Below are 23,802 nucleotides of genomic sequence, written 5' to 3'. Positions count from 1 at the left end.
CCTCAATGCGCGACCAGCGCGAACGGTTGCGCAGGCGCCGGCCCGCCCCGGCATTTACGCACCTGCCAGGCGGTGTCGCCGCGGGCATCGCGGGTGGCTTCCAATCGCAGCGCGGCCGCCGACGGATTGGTGGCATGGCGACGGTCGCGCAGCGCGAAACCCAGGCACTCGCCCCCGTCGGCCGCCACCTGCAGGCGACGGAGTGCGGGGCCATCAGCGTTCACGGGCCAGCCCAGTACCGCGGCGCAGGCGCCGCTGCGCAGGCACTGTTCGAAGGCCCACAGCGCATCCCGCGGCGCGGCTTCGACGATTTCCAGCAACGCCAGGTCCACGCCTGCGGCCTGCCAGGCGGGCGCATACGGAATGTACGGCGGTGCGATCACCGCCACGGTGCTGCCGGCCTGCGTCATCCGTGCCAGCGTCGGCAGCAGCAGCGCCAGTTCGCCTACACCGTCAGCGGGCAGCAGCAGTTCGGTGAGTGCGCGCCGTGGCCAGCCGCCCTGCGGCAGCAAGGCATCGAGCGCGGCATGGCCGGTGGGTTCGCCATCGGCGGCGATGGCCGCGCTGCGTCCCGCATGCCACAGCGTGCGCGCAGCCAGCAGCGTGTCGAGGGCGACGACGGCGCCCATCTCAGCCGCGCCGCACCAGGCCGCAGTAGACGCCTTCGATGGCGAAGTCCTGTCCCGGCTGCACGTCGATGGGGGTGTGCGCGGGATTGCGCGGCAGCAGGCGGATGCGCCGGCGTTCGCGCTGCAGGCGCTTAATGGTCAGTTCGCCGTCGATGCGGGCGACGACGGTCTGTCCGTCGCGCGCGTCGGCGGTGCGATGCACGCCGACCAGGTCGCCATCGACGATGCCGTCGTCGATCATCGAATCGCCCTGCACCTTCAGCAGGTAATCCGGCTGCGGCGAGAACAGCCGGCGGTCCAGCCACAGCTGTTCGTCCAGGCCGATGTCGGCGCCGATCGGCTGGCCGGCGGCGACACGTCCCAGCACGGGCAGCGGCAGCAGGTCCGCCATACCGCCGGGCAGGCGCAGGCCGCGCTTCTGGCCTGGCGCCTGTTCCAGCAGACCGTCGGCGACCAGCGCCTGCACATGCTTCTGGGCGGCGTTACGCGAGGCGAAGCCGAAGGCGTCGGCGATGTCCGCCAGGCTGGGCGCGCGTCCGGCCGCCAGCTCCCGGCGCAGGAAGGCCAGGACGGCGGCACGTTGGGGAGGCAGGTCGACGGGGCTCATGGGTGTACATTTGTACACCTTTCCGTCGCGCAGGGCGAGACTGGCGAGGCTGCCGTATATCGGCTAGCGGCACCCCGCCAGGGAGCCGTCAGGCGGCCTGTTCCTCGGCGCGCTCGACCATGGTTTCGGCCATCTGCCGCCAGTTGGGCAGCTGGTCCAGCACGCCCAGCGACTTCAGGTAGCCCTCGTCCACCGGCTCGTTGCTGGCCAGCGCGCCGGCCACGTGCACGGCACCCGGCACCCAGAAGCTGCGCAGGCTGGAACGCTGCGGCTGGCGATGGAACGCCACCGCTTCGACGATCGGCATCGGCAGGCCCCACAGGCCCAGCAGGTAGGCGCCCGCCTCGGTGTGGCCGGGACGGTCGTCGTCTTCGGCAGCGGGTGAGTCGCGCTCGTCGCGCACGCCCGGGAGCAGCAGGCCGATGTCGGCCAGCAGTGCCGCGGTGGCGCCGAGTTCGGAACTGGTACGCGGCAGGATCTTCGCCGCCAGGCGCGAGGCCAGCAGCGCACGGTGCTGCAGGGCGGCGCGGTCGACGCCGGACGTGGTCTTCATCGAGAACACTTCGCTGGCCAACACGAGGTCGCGCAGCGTGCCCAGGCCCAGCCGCGTGACCGCGGCGCGCAGGTCGGTGACCGCACGGCCGTTGGAGAAGTACGCCGAGTTGCACAGCTGCAGCACCTTGGCCGCGATGGCCGGATCACCGGACACCAGCCGGGCGATGTCGTTGGCGGTGCCTTCGTCTTCTTCCAGCGCGCGCGTCAGCGCGAAGTACAGGTGCGGCGGCGACGGCAGGTGTTCGACGCGGCCGATCGCACGGCGCAGGCGTGGGCTGTCCAGCAGGTCGCGCAGCTCTTCCAGGCTGTGGATCGACTCCAGCACCGTTTCCGACGTCAGCGGCAACGGCAGGAAGCGATGCGCCACGCCGATCAGCTTGATCGGTGCCGCCAGGCTGTCGGTGCTGCCTTCCAGCAGGGCGATGCGGATGGTTTCCGGACGCAGCGTGCGGATCTGCCCCAGCAGCGTGGCCGGCGGCAGGTCCGACAGCGCCGGCCCCACCATCACCACGTCGACCGGGCCGTTGGAGACCGCGAACATCGCCGATTTTCCATCGGCCACCGTTTCGACCGTCCACTCGTCGCCCATGTCGCCGATGTAGTCGGTCAGATCGTCAGGCAGGCAGGCGGTGTCGCCAACGTACAGAATGCGCAAGGCACGTCCCCTTTGTTTTTCTTGCAAGTTCAATGCATGCCTCCCACTCGGGAAGGCACGGACCAATGGAATCTAGCAAGGGTGTCGGCCGCGCCGGTGCATTCTTGAGACGCGATGCGGGGAATGCGCAACGCTTCACACTCCGCTGTCGGTGGAACCCCGACATATGGTGTTTCAGAAGCGCAGCAACGCCAGCAGTTGCGGTCCGCGGTTGTTGAGGTTCAGGTTGCCGTCGAAGCGCGTGCGCTCGAAATCCAGGTCGACGTCGTTGTAGTTGTAGCGCAGCGAGAAGCCGACGTGCTGCCAGGGGAAGTACTCCAGTTCCACCTGTACATCGCGTGCGTCACCGGTGACATTGCCGCCGGTCTTCCTGGTGTAGGCCAGCGACGCGCCCCAGCGCCAGTGCGCCGACAGCGCATGCACGTATTCCACGCGCAGCATCGGCGCCCACTCGTCCTCGGACAGGGTGTTGGCGTAGGCGACCGGCGCGCCGGCCACCGTCGCGGGGGCATCCAGGTCGACGTCCACGTCGTAGCGCATCGCGCCCAGGCCCACGCCGAAGGCGCGCTGGCCGTCGTGATGGAAGAACCAGGTGTAGGACACGCCGGTGATCTTCAGGTCCAGGCGCCCGTCCAGATCCGCATCCACCGGGTAGGCGTTGTCGCCGATCTGCAGCGTGCGGTCCAGCAGGCGCGTGGTGTCATCGTCGTAGTCGTAGCCGAAGGCGTCGAACTTGTGCCGCCGTTCCTCGCCCAGGCTGCCGCCGATGTTCCAGACCAGCGCATCCTGGCGGTCGGCGAAGCCGAGGTCGCGTTGGACGTTGACGTGCGTGCCCATCGAACCGTCGCTGGCATCCCAGCGCGTGTCGAGGTCGTGGTCGGCCCAGTAGCGCCCTGCGCCGATGTAGAAGCGGTCGACGGGCGGCAAGGTGTCCTGCGCAGCGGCAGTGAACGACGTGCCTGCGAGCAGCAGGCAGAAGACGACGGGACGATGCATGGGACGGCTCCTGTGGCAGGGCGGACAGGCAGTGCGTCTTCGTGGGGTTCCAGCGCGGCCAGCATCCGCCCGCCCCTGCGCGGGGTCAAGGCGGAGTGCAGGTAAATACGCTTCCATCCGGTGACGCCGCGTCGGGCGCCGACAGATGCAGCAGCAGGTGCGCCAGCGTCACCACGTCCTGGAAATTGTGCTCCAGCACGCGCCGCAGCAGCCCGGCATCACCGCCCCGCAGGTACTGCAGCCATGCGCCGGGCGCTTCCGAACCCGGCAGGTCGTCCTCGCGCACGATGCCGAGCGCGCGGCGCTCGATCGTCGCCAGCCGGCAGTTCTCCCACACGCCGCGGTAGCGCCGGCGCGTGGGGAACAGCAGGTCGAGATGTTCGATGCCGGCCAACGGCGTGCCCTGTCGTGCCAAGCGGTAGCGCGCGGCCAGCAGCGGCGCGTCGTAGCAGCGGCCGTTGTAGCTGACCAGTCGCGTGTCTTCCGACAGCCAGCCGGCGAAGGCGCGCAGCATCGCCGGCTCGGCCGACAGGTGCGTGATCAGCAACTGGCGCACGCGCAGTCCGTCGGGGACGAAATCCGACGCGCCCACCATGAAGGCGCGCGTGCCGGTGCCGCCGGACAGACCGGTGGTCTCGGTATCGAAGAACAGCAGGTTGTCCGTGCGGAACGCATGCATGCGAGCAAACGTGCCGTCGACCTCCGACGGCACGCGATCGAACGGAAGGACCTGTTCGAGCAGCAGCAACCCCGGCGCGATCTCATCGCCCGGCAGCACGCGATCGTGGGCGCGCACCGTCACGGCGGGACGTGCCTTTTCGCGGATGCCCAGCATGCGACGCAGCGCGGGCAACGGATCATGCGCGGGCGGCAAAGGCGACGACGACGTCACGACGGCATCGTGCCCCGCCTGCTTCCGCAGCCGCTGCAGTTTCTCGACGCTGACGCTCATGCGGCGTCCAGCAACTGCAGCACGCGCGCCGCCAGCGCGCGTGGCGTGGTCTCGGCGTCCTCGTCGTTCGCAAGCACCGGGCCGACGCAGGCGGGACAACCGCCCCGGCAGTCGCACGAAGAGACCAACTGCACCGCACGCTGCACCAGTTCGCGCTGGCGTCGCCACAACGGTTCGCTCAGGCCGATGCCACCGGGATAGTTGTCGTACAGATACGCGGTCGGCACGAAACGTTCGCCCGAGACCGGCGACAGCACCTGGCTCTCGCTGCCGCGCAGCTGGCCGCGCCCCTGCGTATCCGGCAACGCGAACCACGCGCCATCGCCATCCCCCACGGCCTTCTGCAGGTCGCGACCTTCGGCCATCACGGCGACAGTGGCGGCGACATGCAACGCATAGGCGGCGCCGAGGAAGCCGTCCAGCGCCTCCTGGCGCGACTCGAATTCGGATTCCAGCAGTGCAGGCGGCAGCTGCCACCACAGGCTGGTGGTGTGCATCTCCTGATCCGGCAGGTTCACCGGCCCGTAGCCGATGTTCTCGTGCGTGTAGTAACGGATCTTCTTGTAACCGGCCACGCGCCGCACCACGTGCACTTCGCCGTGGTGGCAGGTGCCCTGCCCCGCGATGCTGCCATCGAAACGCTCCAGCACCTTCAGCTTGGTGTAGTCGATCGCATCGGTGTAGTAGTCCACGTGCGTGCGGGTGACGTAGGCCTTGCGTCCTTCCCAATCCAGCCGCTCCACCTGGTACGGCGTGGACTGCACCATGTGAATCGCGCCTTCGTACAGCGTCAACGGCGCGGCACTGAAGTCGACCTCGGCGATGATCACCTGGCGCCCGTCGGTGCGATCGACGACGACGAAGTTGCCGTCCGCCACCGAACGCAGGCTGACCGCGTTGGCCGGATAACTGTCGGCGATCCATTCGTAACGATCGCCTTCGCGGTGGACCACGCTGTCCTCGTCCAGAAGTTGCAGGAACGGCGACGGATCGATGGGACCGAACGGTTCACCGGCCAGGAACGGTAGTTCGAACGCCGCGCAACGCACGTGGTCGAGCAGGATCATCGGCTGGTCCGGCGCGATGCGTGCGTGTTCCGGCGGGCTGTCGGCGAAGAATTCCGGATGCCGCACCACGTACTGGTCCAGCGGTTGCGAACTGGCGACCAGGATGCCCAGCGACGCCTGCTGCCGTCGCCCCGCCCGACCGAAACGCTGCCACGTCGCCGCGATGGACCCCGGATAGCCGTTCAACACCACCGCATCCAGGCTGCCGATATCCACGCCCAGCTCCAGCGCGGAGGTGGAGATGATCCCGTCCACGCGGCCATCGCGCATCGCGCGCTCGGCTTCGCGCCGTTCGGTCGGCAGGTAGCCGCCGCGGTAGGCACGGATGCGCGCCGGCTTGCGCGGATCGTGGTCGAACACGTCCTTCAGGTACTTGGTCAGCACTTCGACCATCGTGCGCGACTGCGCGAACACCAGCGTCTTCAGGCCCGCCTTGATCGCCAGCCGCGCAATGCGGTTGCTCTGCGAGCGTGCCGACGCGCGCAGGCCCAGGTCGGGATTGACCACCGGCGGGTTCCACAGCAGCACGTGCTTCTCGCCGCTTGGCGCGCCGGATTCGGTGATTGCGTGCACCGGCAGTTCCAGCAATGCCTCCGCATGCGCCTGCGGATTGCCGATGGTGGCCGAGCAGACGATGAACTGCGGCGTGGCGCCATAGAACGCGCAGACCCGCTTCAACCGCCGCAGCACGTTGGCCACGTGGCTGCCGAACACGCCACGGTAGGTATGCACTTCGTCGATCACCACGTAGCGCAGGTTCTCGAAGAACTGCGCCCACTTGGTGTGGTGAGGCAGGATGGCCTGGTGCAGCATGTCCGGGTTGCTGACCACGATGTCGCCATGCAGGCGAATCGCCTGGCGCGCATCGCCGGGCGTGTCGCCGTCGAAGGTGAAGGCTTTCAATCCCAGATCGCCTGCGCGGCTCAGGTCCAGCAGTTCCGCCACCTGGTCCTGCGCCAGTGCTTTGGTCGGGAACAGGTACAACGCCTTGCCCCGCCGCGACAGCGCCGAGGCGACCACGGGCAGCGTGTAGCACAGCGATTTCCCCGAGGCCGTCGGGGTGACGATGGCGAGATGATCGCCGGCCTGCGCCTGCCGCCACGCCTCGGCCTGGTGCGAATACAGCCGCTCGATGCCGCGCTGGCGCAACGCATCGGCAAGCGCCTTCGGCAGGTCGTCCGGCAACGCCTCATAGCGTCCTTCGCGTGCGGGGATGACGAACTGCCCGGTCACGCGGTCGTGGTACTTGCCGGACAGCCGCTCGGCCAGCGCGCGGCCATCGGCGCTGGTCGCGGGCAGCAGGGAAGCCTCGTCGGCATGGCGACGGATCAGGGCGGTCTGGGCGGGCATGGCGGTCTCTCGGCGGCAGGCCGCCATCTGACGCGGCCCGCGTCTCAGCAGATGAGACTGACCGCCGGCTGATCGTCGGACCGCATCTCAGCTTTGTGATCACGGATCGAAGGGATTTCTCACCCATCGATAACGACCGCCGCGATACCACAGCACTATCCCCACGGAGGCTCCCGCATGGACCGACAGCTCTATCGCGACCAACTCGACACGCTCCGGCAGGTGCCGCCCCGCGCGCCGGCCGTGACCAGCGACGCCTTCGCCGCGTTCACGGTGCATGACTACGGTCGCAGGCGCCGCCTGCATCCGGATGTCGCGTGGGAGGACGCCTGCCGCGCGTATGCGTTCGCGGCGGCTTCGCATGCGGACCACGCGGGCCAGTTGGACCTCGATACCGAGCTCGAGCTGGAAGACCACTGGGAGCGGCTGCGCGGCGATGCGGGGCCGGAATGGCCCGTGGCGCGCACGCTGCTGCGTGAAGCATGGCGCTGGCTGGATGAAAACGGCGCCATCCAGGCCCGCATGCACTGATCGACGAAGCGATACGCGACTGACGAACGGTAGGCCGTCCGTCGCGTATCCATGCGTGTCTGAAGAGGCAGGGGCAACGACAAGCGCCGGCAAGGCCGGGAACCACACGCCTTCTTCGGGGAGGACGGAGTGGCACGTCGCCACAGGGGGCACCGCGCAGTCCGCCGACTGCCGCGGCGCGGACGGCACATGCCTGTCATGTGTCCGCAAACCGTGCTTCATCCGGCGGTTCCATGCTCCGCCAGGCCTTGCGCCAGGGAGGGGAACCCATGTCCTGCCAGCCCGATCCGCTCGCCCACGCCTGGGACGACGAGGCGATGCCATGCGCCGTGGTCGACATCCACACCGAACTGCGCTTCTGGGAGAAGACGTACGCACGCCAGGCCTTCCATCGCCCCGGCACCGCCTTCCGCCACTACGTGCCCACGCTGAAGTTCGCCTACGACATCTACCTGCTCTCGCGACGACGTCCGTTGCAATCGTTGCTGCCCACGCTGCCGGCCCGCTACGAAGCCGCCGTCGTGCGCAACGCGCGCCTGGACTGGACGCTGGCCTCGGCCGTGATCGCGCGCGTGTGGGAGCGCCTCAATGCGCCGCTGGAAGAAGATCCGCCGCTGTTCGCGCCTTCGCTGGTGGCCACGGTGATGGACGAACGCCTCGTACTGGCCGAAGCGATGCAACGTCGTGCGGGCAATCGCTTCACGCCGTCACGGCAAAGGTGAACGGAAAAGCCCCTGCGCGGTTAAATGCAGGTTAAAACGCCCTTTATTTCACTTAAGCATCACTGCGCCGAACAAAAACTCACCCCGTCACCACACACGACACGGGGGAACACCATGGCCAGTCTGCATCAGCGCAACGCCCACGCCGCCACGGCGCAGATCGTCGACATCGACGCCGAGCTGGCGTACTGGAAGACGCGCCTCAACGAGGACACGTTCCAGGTCGTCGGTGCCACGGTGAACGACCTGGAGCAGTGCCTGAAGATTGGCTACGACGCCTACCTGCTGCATCACCGGCAGGAGTTCGAGGAGATCGCGCCGTCGCTGCGCGACCGCCTGCAGCGACACTGCCCGGACACGCCGATCGGCTGGTACCGCGCGCAGCCGATCATGCGGGCCGTGTGGCAGCGCCTGAAGCCGGCGGTCGGCCACGTCTGAGCGAGCCTCCCGCGCGCCTGCCTCCCGACGGGATCGTCAGGCGCGCATCCCCATCGCGTGTTCGATCGCACCGAACAGCGACTGCACCTGCACCGGCTTGACCACCGTCGCGGCGTAATCGTGCGCATCGGCCTGCCTGCTCGGTTCGCGCAGGCGGATCACCGGGCCATCGAAGCCCGCTTCCTGTAGGACCGCCAGCACATCCGCCGCCGACAGCAGCAGGATGTCGTCGTCGATGATCGCCAGCGCAGGCAGTCCCTGGCGGGCGATCTGCTGCAGCGCATTGGCGCCGTCGGGCGACATGATCGGGTCGTAGCCCTGCGCCGCCAGCGCATTGCCGAGCAGCGACAGGCGCGTCGCGTCGCCGTCGACCAGCAGCACGCGGCGTCCTTCGCCATCCAGGAACGCGGCGTCCTCGCTGCCCGCCCACTCATCGACGACCGGTGCCGGCAGGTACAGCTCGAACGTGGTGCCCTGCCCCTGCACGCTGTGCACCTCGATCCGTCCCTTCACCGATTCGACGATGCGCTTGCACGACATCAGGCCCAGGCCGGTGCCGCTGGCCTTGGTGGTGAAGAACGGCGTGAACAGCTGCTGCCGCGTGGCGTCGTCCATGCCGGCACCTTCGTCCGCCACCCGCAGCACGACGTATTCAGCGCCATCGTCGGCGACGGCCGGCGTCGCCGACAGCGTCAGTTCGCCCCCGCGCTCGGCCATGGCCTGGATCGCGTTGAGGCAGAGGTTGATCAGGCACTGCTGGAACTCGGTGTAGTTGCCTTCGATCAGCAGGTCGTCGGCCGGCTGCTCCACCGTCAGGCGGACACTGCGCGACAGGCTACCCTGCAACAGCAGTTGTACGGCGCTGAATAGCGCCGCCACGCTGATGGTCTCGCTGGCCTTGCGCGAGCCGCGCACGAACGACAGCATCGAGTCGGCCATCTCGTGGCCGCGCTTGCCGCTTTCCGAGATCACTGCCCCCAGCCGCAGGACCTTGGGGTCGTCGCTGTAGGTCGACAGCAGGTCGGGCACGATCAGCAGCGGCTGCAGGATGTTGCGCAGGTCGTGGCTCAGGCCCGCCGCCAGCATCGCCAGGCAGTCCAGCCGCTGCGAGCGCATCAGCTCGCGCTCGGCATGTTCGCGTTCGCGTTCGGTCCGTGCCTCGCGGATCGCGCGCGCCACCGCCGACGGCAGGCGCGCGGGCGAGTGCTTCAGCACATAGTCGCTGGCGCCTTCCTGCAACGCCTTGACCGCGGTCTCCTCACCGATCGTGCCGGAAAAGAACACGAACGGCAGTCGCGCATCGTGGCTGCGCAGGATTTCCAGTGCCTGGTAGCCGGAGAATCCCGGCAGGTCCATGTCCGACAGCACCAGGTCGAACGGCTCGCCGGCCAGCGCCGCCCGCAGGTCGTCCGCGCCGTCCACCCGGACGAACTCGGCATCGAGACCCGCGTCCTGCAACTGTTCGATCAGCAACTCGGCATCGAGTGCCGAATCCTCGACCAGCAGGATGCGGATGTGTCCCAGCGGCACACCGGTCTTCGGCACGGATCAACCCCCGGCCGGGGTTTCGTTGATCACCGCCCAGAACGTGCCCAGCGTCTTGACCGCCTGGAAGAACTGGTCGATGTCGACGGGCTTGACCACGTAGGCGTTCACGCCCAGATCCCAGCTGCGCGCCAGGTCGCTTTCCTCGCGCGAGGACGACAGGATCACCACCGGCAGGTGCTTGAGCTTCTCGTCGCCGCGGATCTGCTTCAGCACTTCAAGCCCGTCCATGCGCGGCATCTTGATGTCCAGCAGCAGCACCGACGGCATGCCTTCGGCGCGGTCGGCGTGCGCACCGCGGCGCAGCAGGTAATCCAGCGCCTCGACGCCGTCCTCGACGTGCACGATCGGGTTGGCCAGGTTGGCTTCGCGCAGCGCGTCGATCGCCATTTCGGCGTCTGCCAGGCTGTCTTCGGCCAGCAGGATGGTGCGGATGTCGCTCATGCGTCTCTCTCTGTGGAAAGCGGAGCGTCGAGCGCCGCGGGAAGGGTGAAGAAGAAGGTCGCGCCCTGGTCGGGCACGGCCTCGGCCCAGATGCGGCCGCCATGCCGGCCCAGCACGCGCCGCACGCTGGCCAGGCCGATGCCGGTGCCGGCGAAATCGCTGGCCTTGTGCAGGCGCTGGAATACGCCGAACAGCTTGCCCGCGTACGCCATGTCGAAGCCGGCGCCGTTGTCGCGCACGCTGAACAGATGGCTGCCGTCGTCCTGCAGGCGATGTTCGACCTGGATGACCGAGCGCTCGCGCTGGCTGCTGTACTTCAGCGCGTTGCCCAGCAGGTTGCTCCAGACCTGGCGCATCATGTTCTCGTCGGCCAGCACGATGGGCATCGGCGAGATGCGCCACTCCACGCGATCGGCGCGGCCGTCGCTGGATTCGTTCGCATCCAGCATCGCGCGTGCCTCGGCCACCAGCGACTGCATGTCCACCGCCTGCAGGCGCAGCGCGCTGCGGCCCAGGCGCGAATAGACCAGCAGGTCGTCGATCAGCTGCGACATGCGGCGCGCGGAGTCGCCGATCACGTTGATGTAGTGCCGGCTCTTGTCATCCATGCCCTCGCCCAGGTGGCGGCCGAGCTTGTCGGAGAAACCGGCCACATGGCGCAGGGGCGCGCGCAGGTCGTGCGACACCGAGTAGCTGAAGGCCTCCAGCTCGCGGTTCACTTCCGACACCTGCTCCACCTTGCCTTCCAGCTGGCGGTTCAGCGCGGCGATTTCCTGCTGTGCGGTCTTCTGCAGCGAGATGTCGCTGACCGTCACCAGCACGGCGTTGTCGTCCTTGTCCGGCAGCGGCATGCGGCGCGCATTGAGCAGCACCGTGCGGCGCAGGCCGTCGGCGGTGTCCTGCTGCAGTTCGTAGTCCCACAGCTCGCGGCCGCGCGCCAGCACGTCGTCCAGGCGCTGGCGCATCACCTTGTCCTGCCAGGCGGTGCCCAGCGCATCGAGGCTGACGGCGGTCTTGCCCTTCTCGACGCCGTAGAGTTCGGCGAAGGCGGCGTTGTGCATCTGGATGTGCTGTTCGCTGTCCAGCAGCACGATGGGCTCGCGCACGGTGTCCAGCACCACCAGCGCGCGCTGGCTCGCCCGCACGGTGTCCTTCTCTGCACTTAGCCGGCGCGCCTCCTGGCGGATCAGCGACAGCAGCACCAGCGACAGCAGCAGCAGCTGCGCGCCCATGGCCACCAGCGCCAGCCATTCCGCGCGCTGCCGCTGTGTCTTCGCATCCTGGTTGCGCCGTTCCAGCAAGGCGCGCTCGTCGTTCAGGATGTCGTTCAGTAGGGCGCGAATCGGGAAGCGCGTCGCCAACGGCGCCACCACGGATCCACGATACGCATCGGGTGCTTCCAGCAGTTGCTCGACGACCTCGGTGCGCGCGTCCACCAGCTCGCGCAGGCGACCCACGCGGACCAGTTGCTCGGGATTGTCGGCGGTCAGCCGGGTCAGCGTTTCGAAACGTCCCGGGAGTTCGGCACGCCCGGTGACCAGGCGCTGCCGGGCCAGCGGATGATCGGCGCCCAGCGCGATCATCATGCCGGACGACTCGATCTCGCGGACGTCCAGCGCCAGCGCCATCACGGCGGCTTCGACTTCATGGGTATGCGCGACGGCGTCGGCGGCATCCAGGTTCGCGCGCGACAGGCGCTGCAGCAGCACGACGGGACCGACCACGATCAACAGGATTGCCAGCCCCAGCAGGGGCAGTCGCCATCTGCCCCAGGTGAATCGGGCGCTGTCGTCGTTCATGTTCCCCTGGCATGTGCGTGCGCCGCAGGGGTGCCCTGCCGACATCACGGGGATGCTAGCGCAGGGATGTCACATTTGGAAACGAATTAAAAGCGTTCAGGAAACGCCGGCAACATGAACGCGATCGCGTCCCTCGCGCTTGGCTTCGTACAGCGCCATGTCGGCGCGGCGCATCTGGTCGCGCAGGGTCTCGCCCGGCTGGTGATGCGCGACGCCGGCAGACAGGGTCGTGGTGACATCGCCCTGCGTCTTGCCGAACTCCCGGCGCAACCGCTCGGCGAACGCCTGCGCCTCGAGCGCATCGTTGCCCTCCAGCAACACCGCGAACTCTTCGCCCCCGATACGCGCCGCGCAGCCGGTCGTGCCGACGCGTGCGCGCATGATGCCGCCCAGGCGCTGCAACACCGCGTCACCGCCGTCGTGGCCGTAGTCGTCGTTGATGCGCTTGAAGAAATCGATGTCCAGCACGACCACCGCGATCGGCCTGCCTGCGGCCGCCGCCTGCGCATGGGCCGCGATCGCGTGATCGCCCCAGCCGTTGCGGTTCAGCAATCCGGTCAGTTCATCCGTGTGCGCCTGCTGCACCAGCCGGCGCCGCATGCGCCACGCGGACACGGCGAAGTCCGTACGGTATCCCGCCAGCACCAGGCCGAAGCCGATCGTGGTCAGCGTGTACAGCCAGTACAGCGCGGTGCCGGTCCCCGGTGCGCCGTACAGCGCGATGCGCAGCTGCGCCATCACCACGATCAGCATGGCCAGCGCCAGCAACGACACCGGGCGCACCATCAGCGCCATCAGTGCCAGCGGCAGCAACTGGAACAGGCCGGTGCGCAGCGCCAGCTGCCCGGCCGCGCCCGGCAGCGGCATGCTCATGAAGATGCCGGCGATCAGCGTGCCGCCCAGCAGCAGCATAAGGCGATGCTGCCAGTGCTCCAGGCGCGCGATCCCGGCGGCGCAGGCCGCCACGCCGACGGCGGCCAGCAGCTGCGCCCACACCGGATAGCCGATCGAAGGCGTCACTTCCACCAGTTCGAACAGCGCGATGATGCCCATCATCACCGCCCCGCACAGCAGCACGCCACTCACGATCGGACGCGTGGCGCGCAGCTGGGCCCGGGCGAGATCCTCGCGCTCGGCCGCATCCAGTCCGCGCGTCGATTTGCGGGACAGCAGGACACGCAGGCTGTGGAGCAGCCCGGGCACAACGGTCGGAGCGTGGACGGTCTGGGCGCGCATGCGCGATTCCTGGACGGGATGCACCCCGCGATGCAACCCGCGTGCCACGTCCGCGGACACGTCAGGACCCGGTGCGCAGCGGCGACGTTTCAGCCGCGCCATGCCACCTGCGCGGCATCCGCGGCACGCGCCTGACGCGCTACGTCGATGTTGGACCCACCTGGGATGCGCTTAAGCGGACTCATCCGCCGAAGGCAGCCCGCATGCGCGCCTCGTCCGGCTGCTCGATCACGCCCTTTTCGGTGACGATGGCGTCGATCAGCGAGGCCGGGGTCACGTCGAACACCGGGTTCCACGCCGCCACGCCCTCGGCGACGATGCGGGTGCCGCCGATGCCGAGCAGTTCGGCCGGGTCGCGTTCTTCGATATGGATCGCATCGCCGTTGGGCGTGGCCATGTCCACCGTGGACGACGGTGCCACCACCATGAACTTCGCCCCGTGATGGCGTGCGGCGATGGCCAGCTGGTAGGTGCCGATCTTGTTGGCGGTGTCGCCGTTGGCGCAGATGCGGTCCGCCCCCACGATGACCCACTGCACCGCCCCGGTCTTCATCAGGTGCGAGGCGGCGGAGTCGGCGATCAGGGTGGCCGGGATGCCGTCCTGCTGCAGTTCCCACGCGGTGAGCCGCGCGCCCTGCTGCCACGGACGCGTCTCGCCGGCATACACCTTGCCGATGCGCCCCTGCGCCACGCCGGCGCGGATCACGCCCAGCGCGGTGCCGAAGCCGGCGGTGGCCAGCGAGCCGGTATTGCAGTGGGTCAGCACGCCGCTGCCCTCGCCGATCAGCGCCGCACCGAGTTCGCCCATGTGGCGGTTGGCCGCCAGGTCTTCCTCGGCGATCGCCAGCGCTTCCAGTTCCAGCACGCCGCGCCAGTCGCTGCCGGCGGTGCGCAGCGCTGCGCGCATGCGCGCCAGTGCCCAGGCCAGGTTGACCGCGGTGGGGCGTGCGTCGTTGAGGCGCTGCAGGGCCGGCTCCAGCTTCTCCAGCGCCTCGGCGGGCGTGGCCGCCATCACCTCGCGCGAGGCCAGCACCACGCCCCACGCCGCCGCAATGCCGATGGCCGGCGCGCCGCGCACGGCCAGCACATGGATGGCATCGGCCACCTCATCGCTGGTCGTGCAGCTCAGGTACTCCACCACGAACGGCAGCTTGCGCTGGTCCAGCAGTTCCAGCGCGGTGCCGGTCCAGCGGATGGGACGGATGCGGTCGTAACGGGCGTAATCGAAGGTGTCGTTCATGCCGCCATTGTAACGGCCCGCCGTGACAGGGCCGTTCCGGCGATGGAACTCACCAGCTGCGGAACTCCGCCCTGCACCCCGCCGTCACCCACACGCCACGGTTGTCGCGGCCCCAGGTGCGGCCCTCGATGCAGGCGCTGCTCGACAGCTGGCGCACCAGCTGTACGCGACGGCCGTCGAACCCGCAGTTGCGCGTGCGGCCCTTGTCGGATTCGCAACGGAAGGTCTGGCCGTAGTTGCCGTTGTTGTTGCCCCAGCCACCGCCATTGCCCCAGCCGTTGCCGCGCCCGTAGACCTCGAACTCGGCCCGGCAGCCCTGCGTCACCCACAGGTTATTGCGGTCCTGACCCCAGGTGTGGCCTTCCACGCAGCGCGAGCTCGACAGCTGGCGCACCAGCCTGACGTCGGCGCGCGGCGGAATCGCACAGGTGCGCGTGCGGCCCTTGTCCGATTCGCAGCGGATGCGCTGACCGTTGCCCGACCAGCCCCCGCCATTGCCCCAGCCACCGCCGCGCCCGCTGGTGAACTCGGCGCGGCAACCGCGATCGACCCACACGCCATTGCGACCCAGGCCCCAGTTGCGGCCCTCTTCGCAACGCGTGCTCGACAGCTGGCGCGTCAGCTGCACACCGCCGCGCGTATCCATCGGACACTCGCGGTACCGGTTGCTCGCGGACTCGCAGCGGACCGTCTGGCCGCCGCCGTAATAGCGATCGTCGTACTGCGGTGCGGCCTTGGCCGCGGCAGTGCCGAGCAGTGTGGCGGTTCCCAGCATCAACGAAGCGATCAGGTGGCGGTCCATGGCGTGCATCCTCGTGGGTGTTGGCCTGCAATCTACGCAGCCATCATGAACGTGAACCCACGAAACCGTTTGCAGTCTTCATCGCGTCGACGCGATGTTTGGCTGGCTTTCAGCCGCGCGCGAAGTCGAACGCGACGACATTGGCGATGCGCGCCGTATCGCCCATCGCCATCAGCAGGCGGTCCACGCCCAGCGCCACGCCCGCGCACGCCGGCATGCCGTGGGCCAGCGCGTCCAGCAAGGCATCGTCGATCGGCGGCGCGACATCGCCGCGTGCCTGCCGCACGACGACATCACGCTCGAAGCGCGTGCGCTGCTCCACCGCATCGGTCAGCTCGTGGTAGCCGTTGGCCAGTTCCAGCGCACCGAGGTACAGCTCGAACCGCTCCGCGACCGGCACGCCATCGCGCTCCACCACGCGCGCCAGCGCCGATTGCGTGGCGGGATAGTCGTGCACGACGAGGATCTCGTCGCGCCCGAACGCAGGTTGAAGCACATGCGTCATCAGCAGGTCCAGCCAGTCGTCGCGCGTCAGTCCTTCACCATCGATGGCGATGCCGGCGGCGGCATGGCGCACCACGTCCAGCTCGGCGGTCATCGGATCGAAGCCGAGCCGCTGCCGATACAGATCGCGGAAGCTGATCCGCGATGCCGTCGCCTGCCGGCCGATCATCGCCAGCGCCGCCTGCACCAGCGCCACCGTCTCGTCGATCAGCGGTTCGAGCGTCCAGCCCACGCGGTACCACTCCAGCATGGTGAACTCCGGGTTGTGCCGCCCCCCGGCTTCGCCATCACGGAACACGCGCCCCAGCTCGTAGCAGTCGCCGATACCCGCCGCCAGCAGGCGCTTCAACGGAAACTCCGGCGAGGTGCGCAGCCAGCGCGTACGCGGTGCGCCATCGGTGCGGCCGGAAAATTCGAGCGAGAACGACGCAATGTTCGGATCGGTATTGCCCGCCCGCGACATCATCGGCGTCTCGACTTCCAGCACGTTGCGCGCGTGGAAGAACTCGCGGATGAGGCGGTTGAGTTGGGCGCGCTGACGGAAGGCCTCCATCGATGCGGACGGTTGCCATTTCATCGCGCGGTACCCGGCGTGGGAGCGACGTCAGTCGCGATGAACGGAATCGGGGCACGGCCGGTCGTCCGCGCATCCGCAAAGCGATCGCGACTTACGTCGCTCCCACATCGGTCATCCCTGCCGCTCACGCATGCATCTCCGGAAACGCCAGCAACCGCGCTTCGTCCCGCGAAGGCTTGCCCGTTCATCGCGCGGTACCCGGTGTGGGAGCGACGTCAGTCGCGGTGAACAGAATCGGGGCACGACCGGGCGTCCACGCATTCGCAAAGCGATCGCGACTTACGTCGCTCCCACACCGATCATCCCTGTCGCTCACGCATGCATCTCCGGAAACGCCAGCAACCGCGCTTCGTCCCGCGAAGGCTTGCCCATTCATCGCGCGATACCCGGTGTGGGAGCGACGTCAGTCGCGATGAACGGAATCAGGGCATGACCGGGCGTCCGTGCATCCGGAAAGCGATCGCGACTGACGTCGCTCCCACATCGACCATTCCTGCCGCTCACGCATGTTTCTCCAGAAACGCCAGCAGCTGCGCTTCGTCCCAGATCTCGATGCCCAGTTCCTGCGCCTTGGCGAGCTTGGAGCCGGCGGCTTCGCCGGCGACCACCAGGTGGGTCTTCTTCGACACGCTGCCGGACACCTTGGCGCCGAGGGCTTCGAGTTTCTCGCCGGCTTCGTCGCGGCTCATCGCGGCCAGGCCGCCGGTGAGCACGACGGTCTTGCCGTCGAGCGGACCGGCGGCGACGGCCACGTCTTCCGGCGTGATCTTCAGCAACTCGTCCAGTGCGGCGCCGCTGCGCGACAGCAGCTTCGCGTTGGCGTCGTCTTCCAGCCACGCGGCGAACGCGTTGGCCGATTCGCTCGGCAGGCCGGCGGTGACGAAGTTGTGCGCGGGCGCATCCAGCAACGCCTCCACGGACGGGAACGCCGACGCCAATTGCTCGGCGCGGATGCGGGTGACCTTGGGAATCTCCAGGTCGACCAGCACCGTGGCCAGGTCCAGCTCGGCGCGCAGCTTGCCCGAGGGCGGGTGCGTGTCGCCGATCACCACGCCGCGCGCCAGCAGGTCGTCAATGGCCTGCTGGTTGCCGGGCTGGTCGAAGAAATGACCCAGCGAGCGCGCCACTTCGCCACCGATGTCGGGCACGCGCTTGAACATCGACCACGGCAGGCGACGGATCAACTGCAGGTCGCCGAACCACTGCGCCAGCGCCTTGGCCGTGCTCTCGCCGACATGCTGGATGCCGAGCGCGAACAGGAAGCGCTCCAGTGTGGTGGCGCGGCTGCGGTCGATGGCCTCGATCAGGTTGTCCGCCCACTTGGTCGCCACCTTGCCGGCCTTCACCGTCTCCGGCGTGGTGCCGTCGCGCTCGTCCACGCGGCGCTTCATTTCCAGAAGATCGTCCAACGTCAGCTTGTAGAGGTCGGCGATGGACGTCAGGTAACCGAGGTCGGACAGGTCCTCGATGTAGCGGTCGCCCAGGCCTTCGATGTCCATCGCACGGCGCGAGGCGAAGTGGCGTAGCGATTCCTTGCGCTGCGCCGGGCAGCTCAGTTCGCCCGAGCAGCGCCAGACGGCCTCGCCTTCCTCGCGCACGATCTCGGCGCCGCACACCGGGCAATGCGTCGGCATCTGCCACGGTACGGTGCCGTCGGGACGACGCTCCTGGATCACGCCGGCCACTTCCGGGATGACGTCGCCGGCGCGGCGCACGATCACGCTGTCGCCCACGCGCACGTCGAGGCGTGCGATCTGGTCGGCATTGTGCAGCGTGGCATTGGTGACGATGACGCCGGCCACGTGCACCGGCGTCAGTCGGGCGACCGGGGTGGCGGCGCCGGTGCGGCCGATCTGGATCTCGATGGCCTCGACGGTGGTGGCCTGTTCCTGCGCCGGAAACTTGTGCGCGATTGCCCAGCGCGGTGCGCGCGAGACGAAGCCCATCTCGCGCTGCCCTTCCCCGTCGTCCAGCTTGTAGACCACGCCGTCGATGTCGAACGGCAGGCCGTCGCGCGCTTCGCCGATGCGGCGGTAGTAGTCGAGCAGGCCGTCGGCGCCCTCCACCACGTCGCTGAGGCTGCTGACCGGGAAGCCCCAGGCACGCAGCTGCTTCAGCGTGGCCGAGTGCGAATCCGGCAACTCGCCGCCCTCCACCAGCCCGGTGCCGTAGGCGAAGAACGCCAGCGGCCGTTGCGCGGTGATGCGCGGGTCGAGCTGGCGCAGTGAGCCGGCGGCGCCGTTGCGCGGGTTGGCCAGCACCTTGCCGCCGTGCAGGCGGGCGTGTTCGTTGTACGTCTCGAAGTCCGCGCGCGGCATGTACACCTCGCCACGCACTTCCAGCACCGCCGGCCAGTCCTTGCCGCGCAGCTTCAACGGAATGGCTTTCACCGTGCGCAGGTTGAGGGTGACGTCCTCGCCGGTGGCGCCGTCGCCGCGGGTGGCGCCCTGCACGAAGGCGCCGTCCTCGTAGCGCAGGCTGATCGCCAGGCCGTCCAGCTTGGGCTCGGCCGAGAACGTCAGCGCCGGGCGCTTGAGCTTGTCGGCGATGCGGCGGACGAAGTCGTGTACTTCCTCGTCGCTGAAGGCATTGCCCAGCGACAGCATGGGGATGGCGTGGCGGACCTCGGCGAACTTGCCGGCCGGCGCGCTACCCACGCGCTGGGTGGGCGAATCGGCGGTGACCAGGTCGGGATGGGCCGCCTCCAGCTCGTCCAGTTCGCGCAGCAGGCGGTCGTACTCGGCATCGGGAATGCTGGGTTCGTCCAGCACGTGATAGCGGTAGTTGGCGTCCTCCAACTGGCGGCGGAGGTCGGCGATGCGGGCGGCGGGAGTCGGCGTCATGCGTGAATTCTAAGGCCGGCGACTGTGACAGGGCGTGCAGCACCGGGCGGCCGAGGACGGTCCCTGCCCTCTGGCGGACGGTGCCACCGGGTCAGCGCAAACGAGATGGCCCGCGGAGCTCCACGCGCAAGGCCCGGAATGCCAGCGCCGGCTCTTTGAAAGCCAGCGCCGGAGCTCATGAGCTCCGACGTCGGGGCTCGGAAGGTGAGCGTCGGGTTTTCGAGAGCCAGCGCCGGCGCTCCGAAAGCCAGCGCTGGAGCTCATGCGCTCCGACGTCGGGACTCGAAGTGTGAGCTTTGGGTCTTTGAGTGCCGGCGCTGGCTTTCCGAAAGCCACCGTCGGGGCTCGGGAGCTCCGACGTCGGGATTCGGAAAGCGATCGATGGGTCTTTGAATGCCGACGACGGCACGCCGAGCGCCATCGATGGAGCTCTGGTGCCCCATCGTCGGGATTCCGAGCCTTGCGGATGGCACTCGGAATGCCATCGATGGGGCTCAGCGTGCCATCTGCCCGCGGGAATGTGAGATGTGCTGCGCGTGGAACGCCAGCCCGACGGGGTCAGGCGTGGAACAGGTACAGCACGTCCTCTTCCATGCCGTACAGCAGCCCGGCGCGATCCTCCGTCCGTCCGACCGGGCGGCGCTCGCGGATCACGACCGGCTCATCGTCCAGCGTGCCGCTGTAGACGTGCAGCAGCAGGCCCAGCCGGTCGGTCTGGCCCGAAGAAAGGACGGCATCCACGAAGGCGCGCCAGCGGGCCAGGTCGTCGTCCGCGTGCCGTCGTTTCACGCCGTCGGCCGCTTCGGCCTGCTCGCGTTTCTGTGCCACCGCGCGGGCGATCTTGCCTTCGCTCCAGCCCTTGCGCGCCAGCTTGCGGGCCGTCTCGTCCCAGTCCTCCGGCTTACCGAGGTGAAGCGCACCGACGGGCTCATCGCAATCGCAATGGCCGAGCGTCGTCAGGAAGTAGGCTTCGTCCGCTTCGAGTTGCTGCATTACCGAGCGGTTGGACGCCCGCGAGAAGCGGCGACCATGCGCACGTGCCATGGCATCCAACGCCTCATGCGGCGCGCTGGCGGGAAGGACGGCGGTGACGAATCGGCACATGGCCGCAGTCTACCCGGCGACGGTCACGGCATGCCTGCACCGACGGTCATCCGCACGGGGATGCCGGCGGGATCGAAGCCGTCCAGGCAGTACACGTTGATGCCGTAGTAGTCCGGGGTGACGCGCTTGCGGTGGAACGGGTAGATGCCGCAGACCTTGCAGAAGTGGTGGTGCGCGGTGTGCGTGTGGAACTGGTAGTCGGCCAGCGCATCTTCCCCCGCCAGCAGGCGGAAGGCGCTCTCGTGCACCTTCACCATCAACGCGTTCTTCTTGCGGCAGATCGAGCAGTCGCACTGCGTCAGCTCGGGGAACTCGGTGTCGATCTCGAAGCGGATGGCGCCGCAGTGGCAAGCGCCGGTGTAGGTCTGCAGGGGGCGTGACGACATGGGGGACGGTCCGGTGGGGTCCCTCATGCTAGACGACCACGGGGACTCAGAGCTGCGCGGGCATCCCATCGTCCACGAGTGGCTTGAGGGATGCCGCCAACAGATGCCATGCGCGACCGTCCCTGTCGTCGTAGATCTCCAGCTTGCGGACATTGTCCCGGCTGATGCGCAGGTAATGGGTTTCGCCAGGGACAAAGGTCTTCAGGTCACCCATGCCCTCCCAATCGGTCATCGGAAATTCGATGCAGCCGACGACAACCTCAAGTGGTTCGCCCTTCAGTCCATCCGGCCCCTCATCGACCGCGTAGAGCGCGCGCGAGCCGAAAACGATGTTGCCGCAGCCGGGGGCCCGCTCCACCAAGATCAGTCGTGCGCGCACATAGGCCTCGTTCTCGACCGACGCGGGCGCCTGCTGTCCCAGCGCGACGACCGAACATGCCAGCAGCGCCGCACCGAGCGCGAGTGGGTAGCGATGCATCGTCAGTTCTTCCACTCCGCCAGATGCAGCAGCACGCCGGACGGGTCCCAGACGTAGGTCACCAGTGCGCCGTAGTCTTCCTGTTTCGGCGGTGCGACGCGCGCCTCGCCGTACGCGCCGCTCGCCAGCACCGCGGCGATCTGCGTGTGGCAGGCGGTGGCATCGGCGACGGTGAGATGTAGCATCGTGTTTTCCAGCCAGTCCTTCTGGTAGTAACGCTGCAGGTAAAAGCGGTGTGCGCCGTTGGCCATCAACGCCAGCTGGTCGTCGAGATACTCGGTCGTCCAGCCGAGGGCTTCGTAGAAGGCCCGGGAGATGTCGAAATCCTTGCTGCCGATGAAGGGGCGGACGTCGGTTGGATTCATCGATTCATCCCACCACACGGACATTGGACGGCAACACCGAGAAGGCGTGGGACTCAGCGCCCTCTTCGACTTCGCGCACGCCCTCCACATTGACGTGCCCTGCGCATAGCTCATAGACCACCATCGGCCCTGCCACGATGTTCTCAAGGCTGCGGCGATCCTCGTCATCCATGAACTCGACGATCCTGGGGTCCAACACAAGGACTTTGACCTTGCTTCCAAGCACTATTTCATTGCCATCGATATCGCGCATCGCTTTTCCTCCTCAACCTGCCTACTTCGCGCTCGGCAGAAAGCGCGGAACCTTCTGCTTCAACAGACGGATCAGGTCAGGATCCATGCACTCGTAGTCGTCCGGGATATCCAGGCAAATCACTCGTGCGCCTTTGAGGTGGCTGCCGAACTTCGCCGACAGGCGATTGCGATGCGCCTTCTCCATCACGAAGACCAGGTCCGCCCACGCCAGCAGTTCCGGCGAGACCGGGACCTCGGCATCGTTGCCCAGCCCGGCAGAGGCCGTCTCCACGCCCGGCCAGTCGGCGAACACCTGTTCGGCCGTCGGGCTGCGCAGGCGGTTCTGGGTGCAGATGAAAAGGACGTTGCGCGACATGCGGATTACTCGTGGATGATCTCGCCGATCCTGGCTTCGCGCTCGAGGCGACTCAGGCAGGCCTTGTCGGCTTCCGTGGTGGCGGTGGCTTTTGCTGCGGCGATGGCGGCACGGCCGGCAGGGTTCCACAGCTGCTTGGACACGTCGGCGCGATGGGCCTGCAACCAGAACCAGAGTTCCTCAACCCATCGACCCGTGTTCTGACCGATGTTGTCGAGACCCTTGCAATGATGGAACGCTTCAGCCAATAGCCGCTCCGGCTCTGTGCGCGTATCAAGAACAAGGCCATCATCGGGGCGTGCCGTCTGGTTCGGGATCGCAGCACGGAGCAGGACCGGTGCGCCCGACCTGGCTGGCGCGGATTCCTTGCGGTAAGGCGTGCCCGTCTCGGCCGTCACCAGGTGCGCATTCCGGATGTCGTAACGCACGTGCTGCCCTGCGGACGACGCACCGTACAGCACTCCGCCGCCCTCGCGGCATCCGTCACGCGCCTCTTTTTCCGTCTCATCCTCCAACACCTCCAGCGTCGGATCGGATTCGAGGTAATAGGCTGCGCCGTCCTGCGCCACGATCCATGCAGAAGCAACGGCGGGCGTCAGCTTCCGGCAGGGTGACCCCACCCATCCCGTCAGTCCGGCCAGATCGGTCGCCGGGAAGCCGTCCGGGAACATCAACGCCACCTGCCCGTCGGCCTGCGGGTGAAGTTCGATGCGGAATGTATCGGTCGGATCCTCAGTCTTCAAATACTCGGTGTACGACGCGATATCCGCCTGTACCGTCTCGACGGTCTCCCTCACCAGTATCCAGCCCTGGGCCGGCACGAAAGCGGGATCGCGGTCCTGAGCATCCACCTCGGACGCCAGGGCCGCACAGGCCAGCAGGATCATCAAGAGACAATGCCGCATGCTCCACCTCCGTTGGGGCAAGGACTTGTTACGCGCATTCCATACCGCGCCACGGTATCACCGCAGGATCTTCTCCATCACCTTCCCCTTCGCCAGTTCGTCGACCAGCTTGTCGAGGTAGCGGATCTTCTGCATCAGCGGGTCGTCGACGTCTTCCACACGCACACCGCAGACCACGCCCTTGATCAACGACGCGTTGGGGTTGAGCGCAGGCGCCTGGGCGAAGAAGGTTTCGAAATCGACCTTGTCGCGGATCTGGCGCTCAAGCCCGGCGGCGTCGTAACCGGTCAGCCAGAGGATGACCTGGTCGACCTCCGCCCGCGTGCGTCCCTTGCGCTCGGCCTTCTGCACGTAGAGCGGGTACACGCTGGCGAAGGAGGTGGTGAAGATGCGGTGCGACATCGTCATTTCTCCAAGGGCACGCGATGGAGCGATCGAAGGCGATCGTAGGATGGGTTGAGC

The 23,802-nt window shown here is 67.9% G+C and carries 25 protein-coding genes; 3 read left to right on the top strand and 22 right to left on the bottom strand.

The window, feature by feature from the left end:
* Nucleotides 1-2: 2 nt before the first annotated feature.
* From imuA to IB225_RS18720, 6 genes are all read right to left on the bottom strand, one after another.
* Nucleotides 3-629: a translesion DNA synthesis-associated protein ImuA gene (gene imuA, locus IB225_RS18745; protein WP_192313974.1), complete on the bottom strand. Its 627-nt coding sequence runs from the start codon at nucleotides 627-629 to the stop codon at nucleotides 3-5.
* Between the two features lies 1 nt (nucleotide 630).
* Nucleotides 631-1,236: a transcriptional repressor LexA gene (gene lexA, locus IB225_RS18740; protein ID WP_192313971.1), complete on the bottom strand. Its 606-nt coding sequence runs from the start codon at nucleotides 1,234-1,236 to the stop codon at nucleotides 631-633.
* Between the two features lie 88 nt (nucleotides 1,237-1,324).
* Nucleotides 1,325-2,446 (bottom strand): HDOD domain-containing protein, encoded by a 1,122-nt coding sequence (locus IB225_RS18735; RefSeq protein ID WP_225584080.1) that lies wholly within the window; start codon nucleotides 2,444-2,446, stop codon nucleotides 1,325-1,327.
* Nucleotides 2,447-2,620: 174 nt separating this feature from the next.
* Nucleotides 2,621-3,442: a hypothetical protein gene (locus IB225_RS18730; RefSeq protein WP_192313968.1), complete on the bottom strand. Its 822-nt coding sequence runs from the start codon at nucleotides 3,440-3,442 to the stop codon at nucleotides 2,621-2,623.
* Nucleotides 3,443-3,527: 85 nt separating this feature from the next.
* Entirely contained in the window at nucleotides 3,528-4,394 is an 867-nt protein-coding gene (locus tag IB225_RS18725; protein ID WP_192313965.1) for a ribonuclease H-like domain-containing protein, read from the bottom strand.
* Nucleotides 4,391-6,811, bottom strand: coding sequence for a DEAD/DEAH box helicase (locus tag IB225_RS18720; RefSeq protein WP_192313962.1), 2,421 nt, complete (start codon nucleotides 6,809-6,811; stop codon nucleotides 4,391-4,393). Before IB225_RS18720 ends, IB225_RS18725 begins: the two co-directional genes overlap by 4 nt.
* A gap of 177 nt (nucleotides 6,812-6,988) precedes the next feature.
* On the opposite strand from IB225_RS18720, the gene IB225_RS18715 reads away from it, so the two are divergent.
* From IB225_RS18715 to IB225_RS18705, 3 genes are all read left to right on the top strand, one after another.
* Nucleotides 6,989-7,342 carry a hypothetical protein gene (locus IB225_RS18715; RefSeq protein ID WP_192313960.1) on the top strand — a complete coding sequence of 118 codons (354 nt, stop codon included), beginning with the start codon at nucleotides 6,989-6,991 and terminating at the stop codon, nucleotides 7,340-7,342.
* A gap of 269 nt (nucleotides 7,343-7,611) precedes the next feature.
* Nucleotides 7,612-8,064 (top strand): hypothetical protein, encoded by a 453-nt coding sequence (locus IB225_RS18710; RefSeq protein WP_192313958.1) that lies wholly within the window; start codon nucleotides 7,612-7,614, stop codon nucleotides 8,062-8,064.
* Nucleotides 8,065-8,178: 114 nt separating this feature from the next.
* Nucleotides 8,179-8,502 carry a hypothetical protein gene (locus tag IB225_RS18705; protein WP_192313955.1) on the top strand — a complete coding sequence of 108 codons (324 nt, stop codon included), beginning with the start codon at nucleotides 8,179-8,181 and terminating at the stop codon, nucleotides 8,500-8,502.
* 36 nt (nucleotides 8,503-8,538) lie between these two features.
* On the opposite strand, the gene IB225_RS18700 is transcribed toward IB225_RS18705, so the two are convergent.
* The 16 genes from IB225_RS18700 to IB225_RS18625 all read right to left on the bottom strand — a co-directional run bounded on the left by IB225_RS18700 (nucleotide 8,539) and on the right by IB225_RS18625 (nucleotide 23,742).
* The gene (locus IB225_RS18700; protein WP_192313952.1) at nucleotides 8,539-10,047 is read right to left on the bottom strand and encodes an ATP-binding protein; all 1,509 of its coding nucleotides are present in this window, start codon (nucleotides 10,045-10,047) and stop codon (nucleotides 8,539-8,541) included.
* A 3-nt stretch (nucleotides 10,048-10,050) separates the two neighbouring features.
* Nucleotides 10,051-10,491 (bottom strand): response regulator, encoded by a 441-nt coding sequence (locus tag IB225_RS18695; RefSeq protein ID WP_192313949.1) that lies wholly within the window; start codon nucleotides 10,489-10,491, stop codon nucleotides 10,051-10,053.
* Nucleotides 10,488-12,290 (bottom strand): ATP-binding protein, encoded by a 1,803-nt coding sequence (locus tag IB225_RS18690; protein ID WP_192313946.1) that lies wholly within the window; start codon nucleotides 12,288-12,290, stop codon nucleotides 10,488-10,490. Before IB225_RS18690 ends, IB225_RS18695 begins: the two co-directional genes overlap by 4 nt.
* 96 nt (nucleotides 12,291-12,386) lie before the next feature.
* Nucleotides 12,387-13,526 (bottom strand): GGDEF domain-containing protein, encoded by a 1,140-nt coding sequence (locus IB225_RS18685; protein ID WP_192313942.1) that lies wholly within the window; start codon nucleotides 13,524-13,526, stop codon nucleotides 12,387-12,389.
* Nucleotides 13,527-13,707: 181 nt separating this feature from the next.
* Nucleotides 13,708-14,766: an S-methyl-5-thioribose-1-phosphate isomerase gene (gene mtnA / locus IB225_RS18680; RefSeq protein WP_192313939.1), complete on the bottom strand. Its 1,059-nt coding sequence runs from the start codon at nucleotides 14,764-14,766 to the stop codon at nucleotides 13,708-13,710.
* A gap of 49 nt (nucleotides 14,767-14,815) precedes the next feature.
* A complete protein-coding gene (locus tag IB225_RS18675; protein WP_192313936.1) occupies nucleotides 14,816-15,568 on the bottom strand; it encodes a DUF3011 domain-containing protein in 753 nt (250 codons plus the stop codon).
* A gap of 109 nt (nucleotides 15,569-15,677) precedes the next feature.
* Nucleotides 15,678-16,649 carry an EF-P lysine aminoacylase EpmA gene (epmA, locus tag IB225_RS18670; protein WP_192313933.1) on the bottom strand — a complete coding sequence of 324 codons (972 nt, stop codon included), beginning with the start codon at nucleotides 16,647-16,649 and terminating at the stop codon, nucleotides 15,678-15,680.
* 500 nt (nucleotides 16,650-17,149) lie between these two features.
* Nucleotides 17,150-19,492 carry an NAD-dependent DNA ligase LigA gene (ligA, locus tag IB225_RS18665; protein WP_192313930.1) on the bottom strand — a complete coding sequence of 781 codons (2,343 nt, stop codon included), beginning with the start codon at nucleotides 19,490-19,492 and terminating at the stop codon, nucleotides 17,150-17,152.
* Nucleotides 19,493-20,050: 558 nt separating this feature from the next.
* The gene (locus tag IB225_RS18660) at nucleotides 20,051-20,536 is read right to left on the bottom strand and encodes a hypothetical protein (RefSeq protein WP_192313927.1); all 486 of its coding nucleotides are present in this window, start codon (nucleotides 20,534-20,536) and stop codon (nucleotides 20,051-20,053) included.
* 83 nt (nucleotides 20,537-20,619) lie between these two features.
* Entirely contained in the window at nucleotides 20,620-20,982 is a 363-nt protein-coding gene (locus tag IB225_RS18655; protein WP_192313924.1) for a GFA family protein, read from the bottom strand.
* A gap of 46 nt (nucleotides 20,983-21,028) precedes the next feature.
* Nucleotides 21,029-21,475: a hypothetical protein gene (locus tag IB225_RS18650; protein ID WP_192313921.1), complete on the bottom strand. Its 447-nt coding sequence runs from the start codon at nucleotides 21,473-21,475 to the stop codon at nucleotides 21,029-21,031.
* Complete coding sequence (locus tag IB225_RS18645; protein ID WP_192313918.1) at nucleotides 21,463-21,825, bottom strand: hypothetical protein; 363 nt, start codon at nucleotides 21,823-21,825, stop codon at nucleotides 21,463-21,465. Before IB225_RS18645 ends, IB225_RS18650 begins: the two co-directional genes overlap by 13 nt.
* A 4-nt stretch (nucleotides 21,826-21,829) precedes the next feature.
* Nucleotides 21,830-22,078, bottom strand: a complete 249-nt coding sequence (locus IB225_RS18640; RefSeq protein WP_192313915.1) for a hypothetical protein — start codon at nucleotides 22,076-22,078, stop codon at nucleotides 21,830-21,832.
* A 21-nt stretch (nucleotides 22,079-22,099) separates the two neighbouring features.
* Complete coding sequence (locus IB225_RS18635; protein WP_192313912.1) at nucleotides 22,100-22,435, bottom strand: low molecular weight protein tyrosine phosphatase family protein; 336 nt, start codon at nucleotides 22,433-22,435, stop codon at nucleotides 22,100-22,102.
* 5 nt (nucleotides 22,436-22,440) lie between these two features.
* Nucleotides 22,441-23,322 carry a hypothetical protein gene (locus IB225_RS18630; RefSeq protein ID WP_192313909.1) on the bottom strand — a complete coding sequence of 294 codons (882 nt, stop codon included), beginning with the start codon at nucleotides 23,320-23,322 and terminating at the stop codon, nucleotides 22,441-22,443.
* Between the two features lie 75 nt (nucleotides 23,323-23,397).
* Complete coding sequence (locus tag IB225_RS18625; protein ID WP_192313906.1) at nucleotides 23,398-23,742, bottom strand: DUF2200 domain-containing protein; 345 nt, start codon at nucleotides 23,740-23,742, stop codon at nucleotides 23,398-23,400.
* Nucleotides 23,743-23,802: the final 60 nt, after the last annotated feature.

The organism is Pseudoxanthomonas sp. PXM02 (assembly GCF_014851805.1).
GTDB lineage: Bacteria > Pseudomonadota > Gammaproteobacteria > Xanthomonadales > Xanthomonadaceae > Pseudoxanthomonas_A.
The sequence above is the reverse complement of the archived record's forward strand: the minus strand, read 5'-3'. Positions and strand labels throughout refer to the sequence as shown.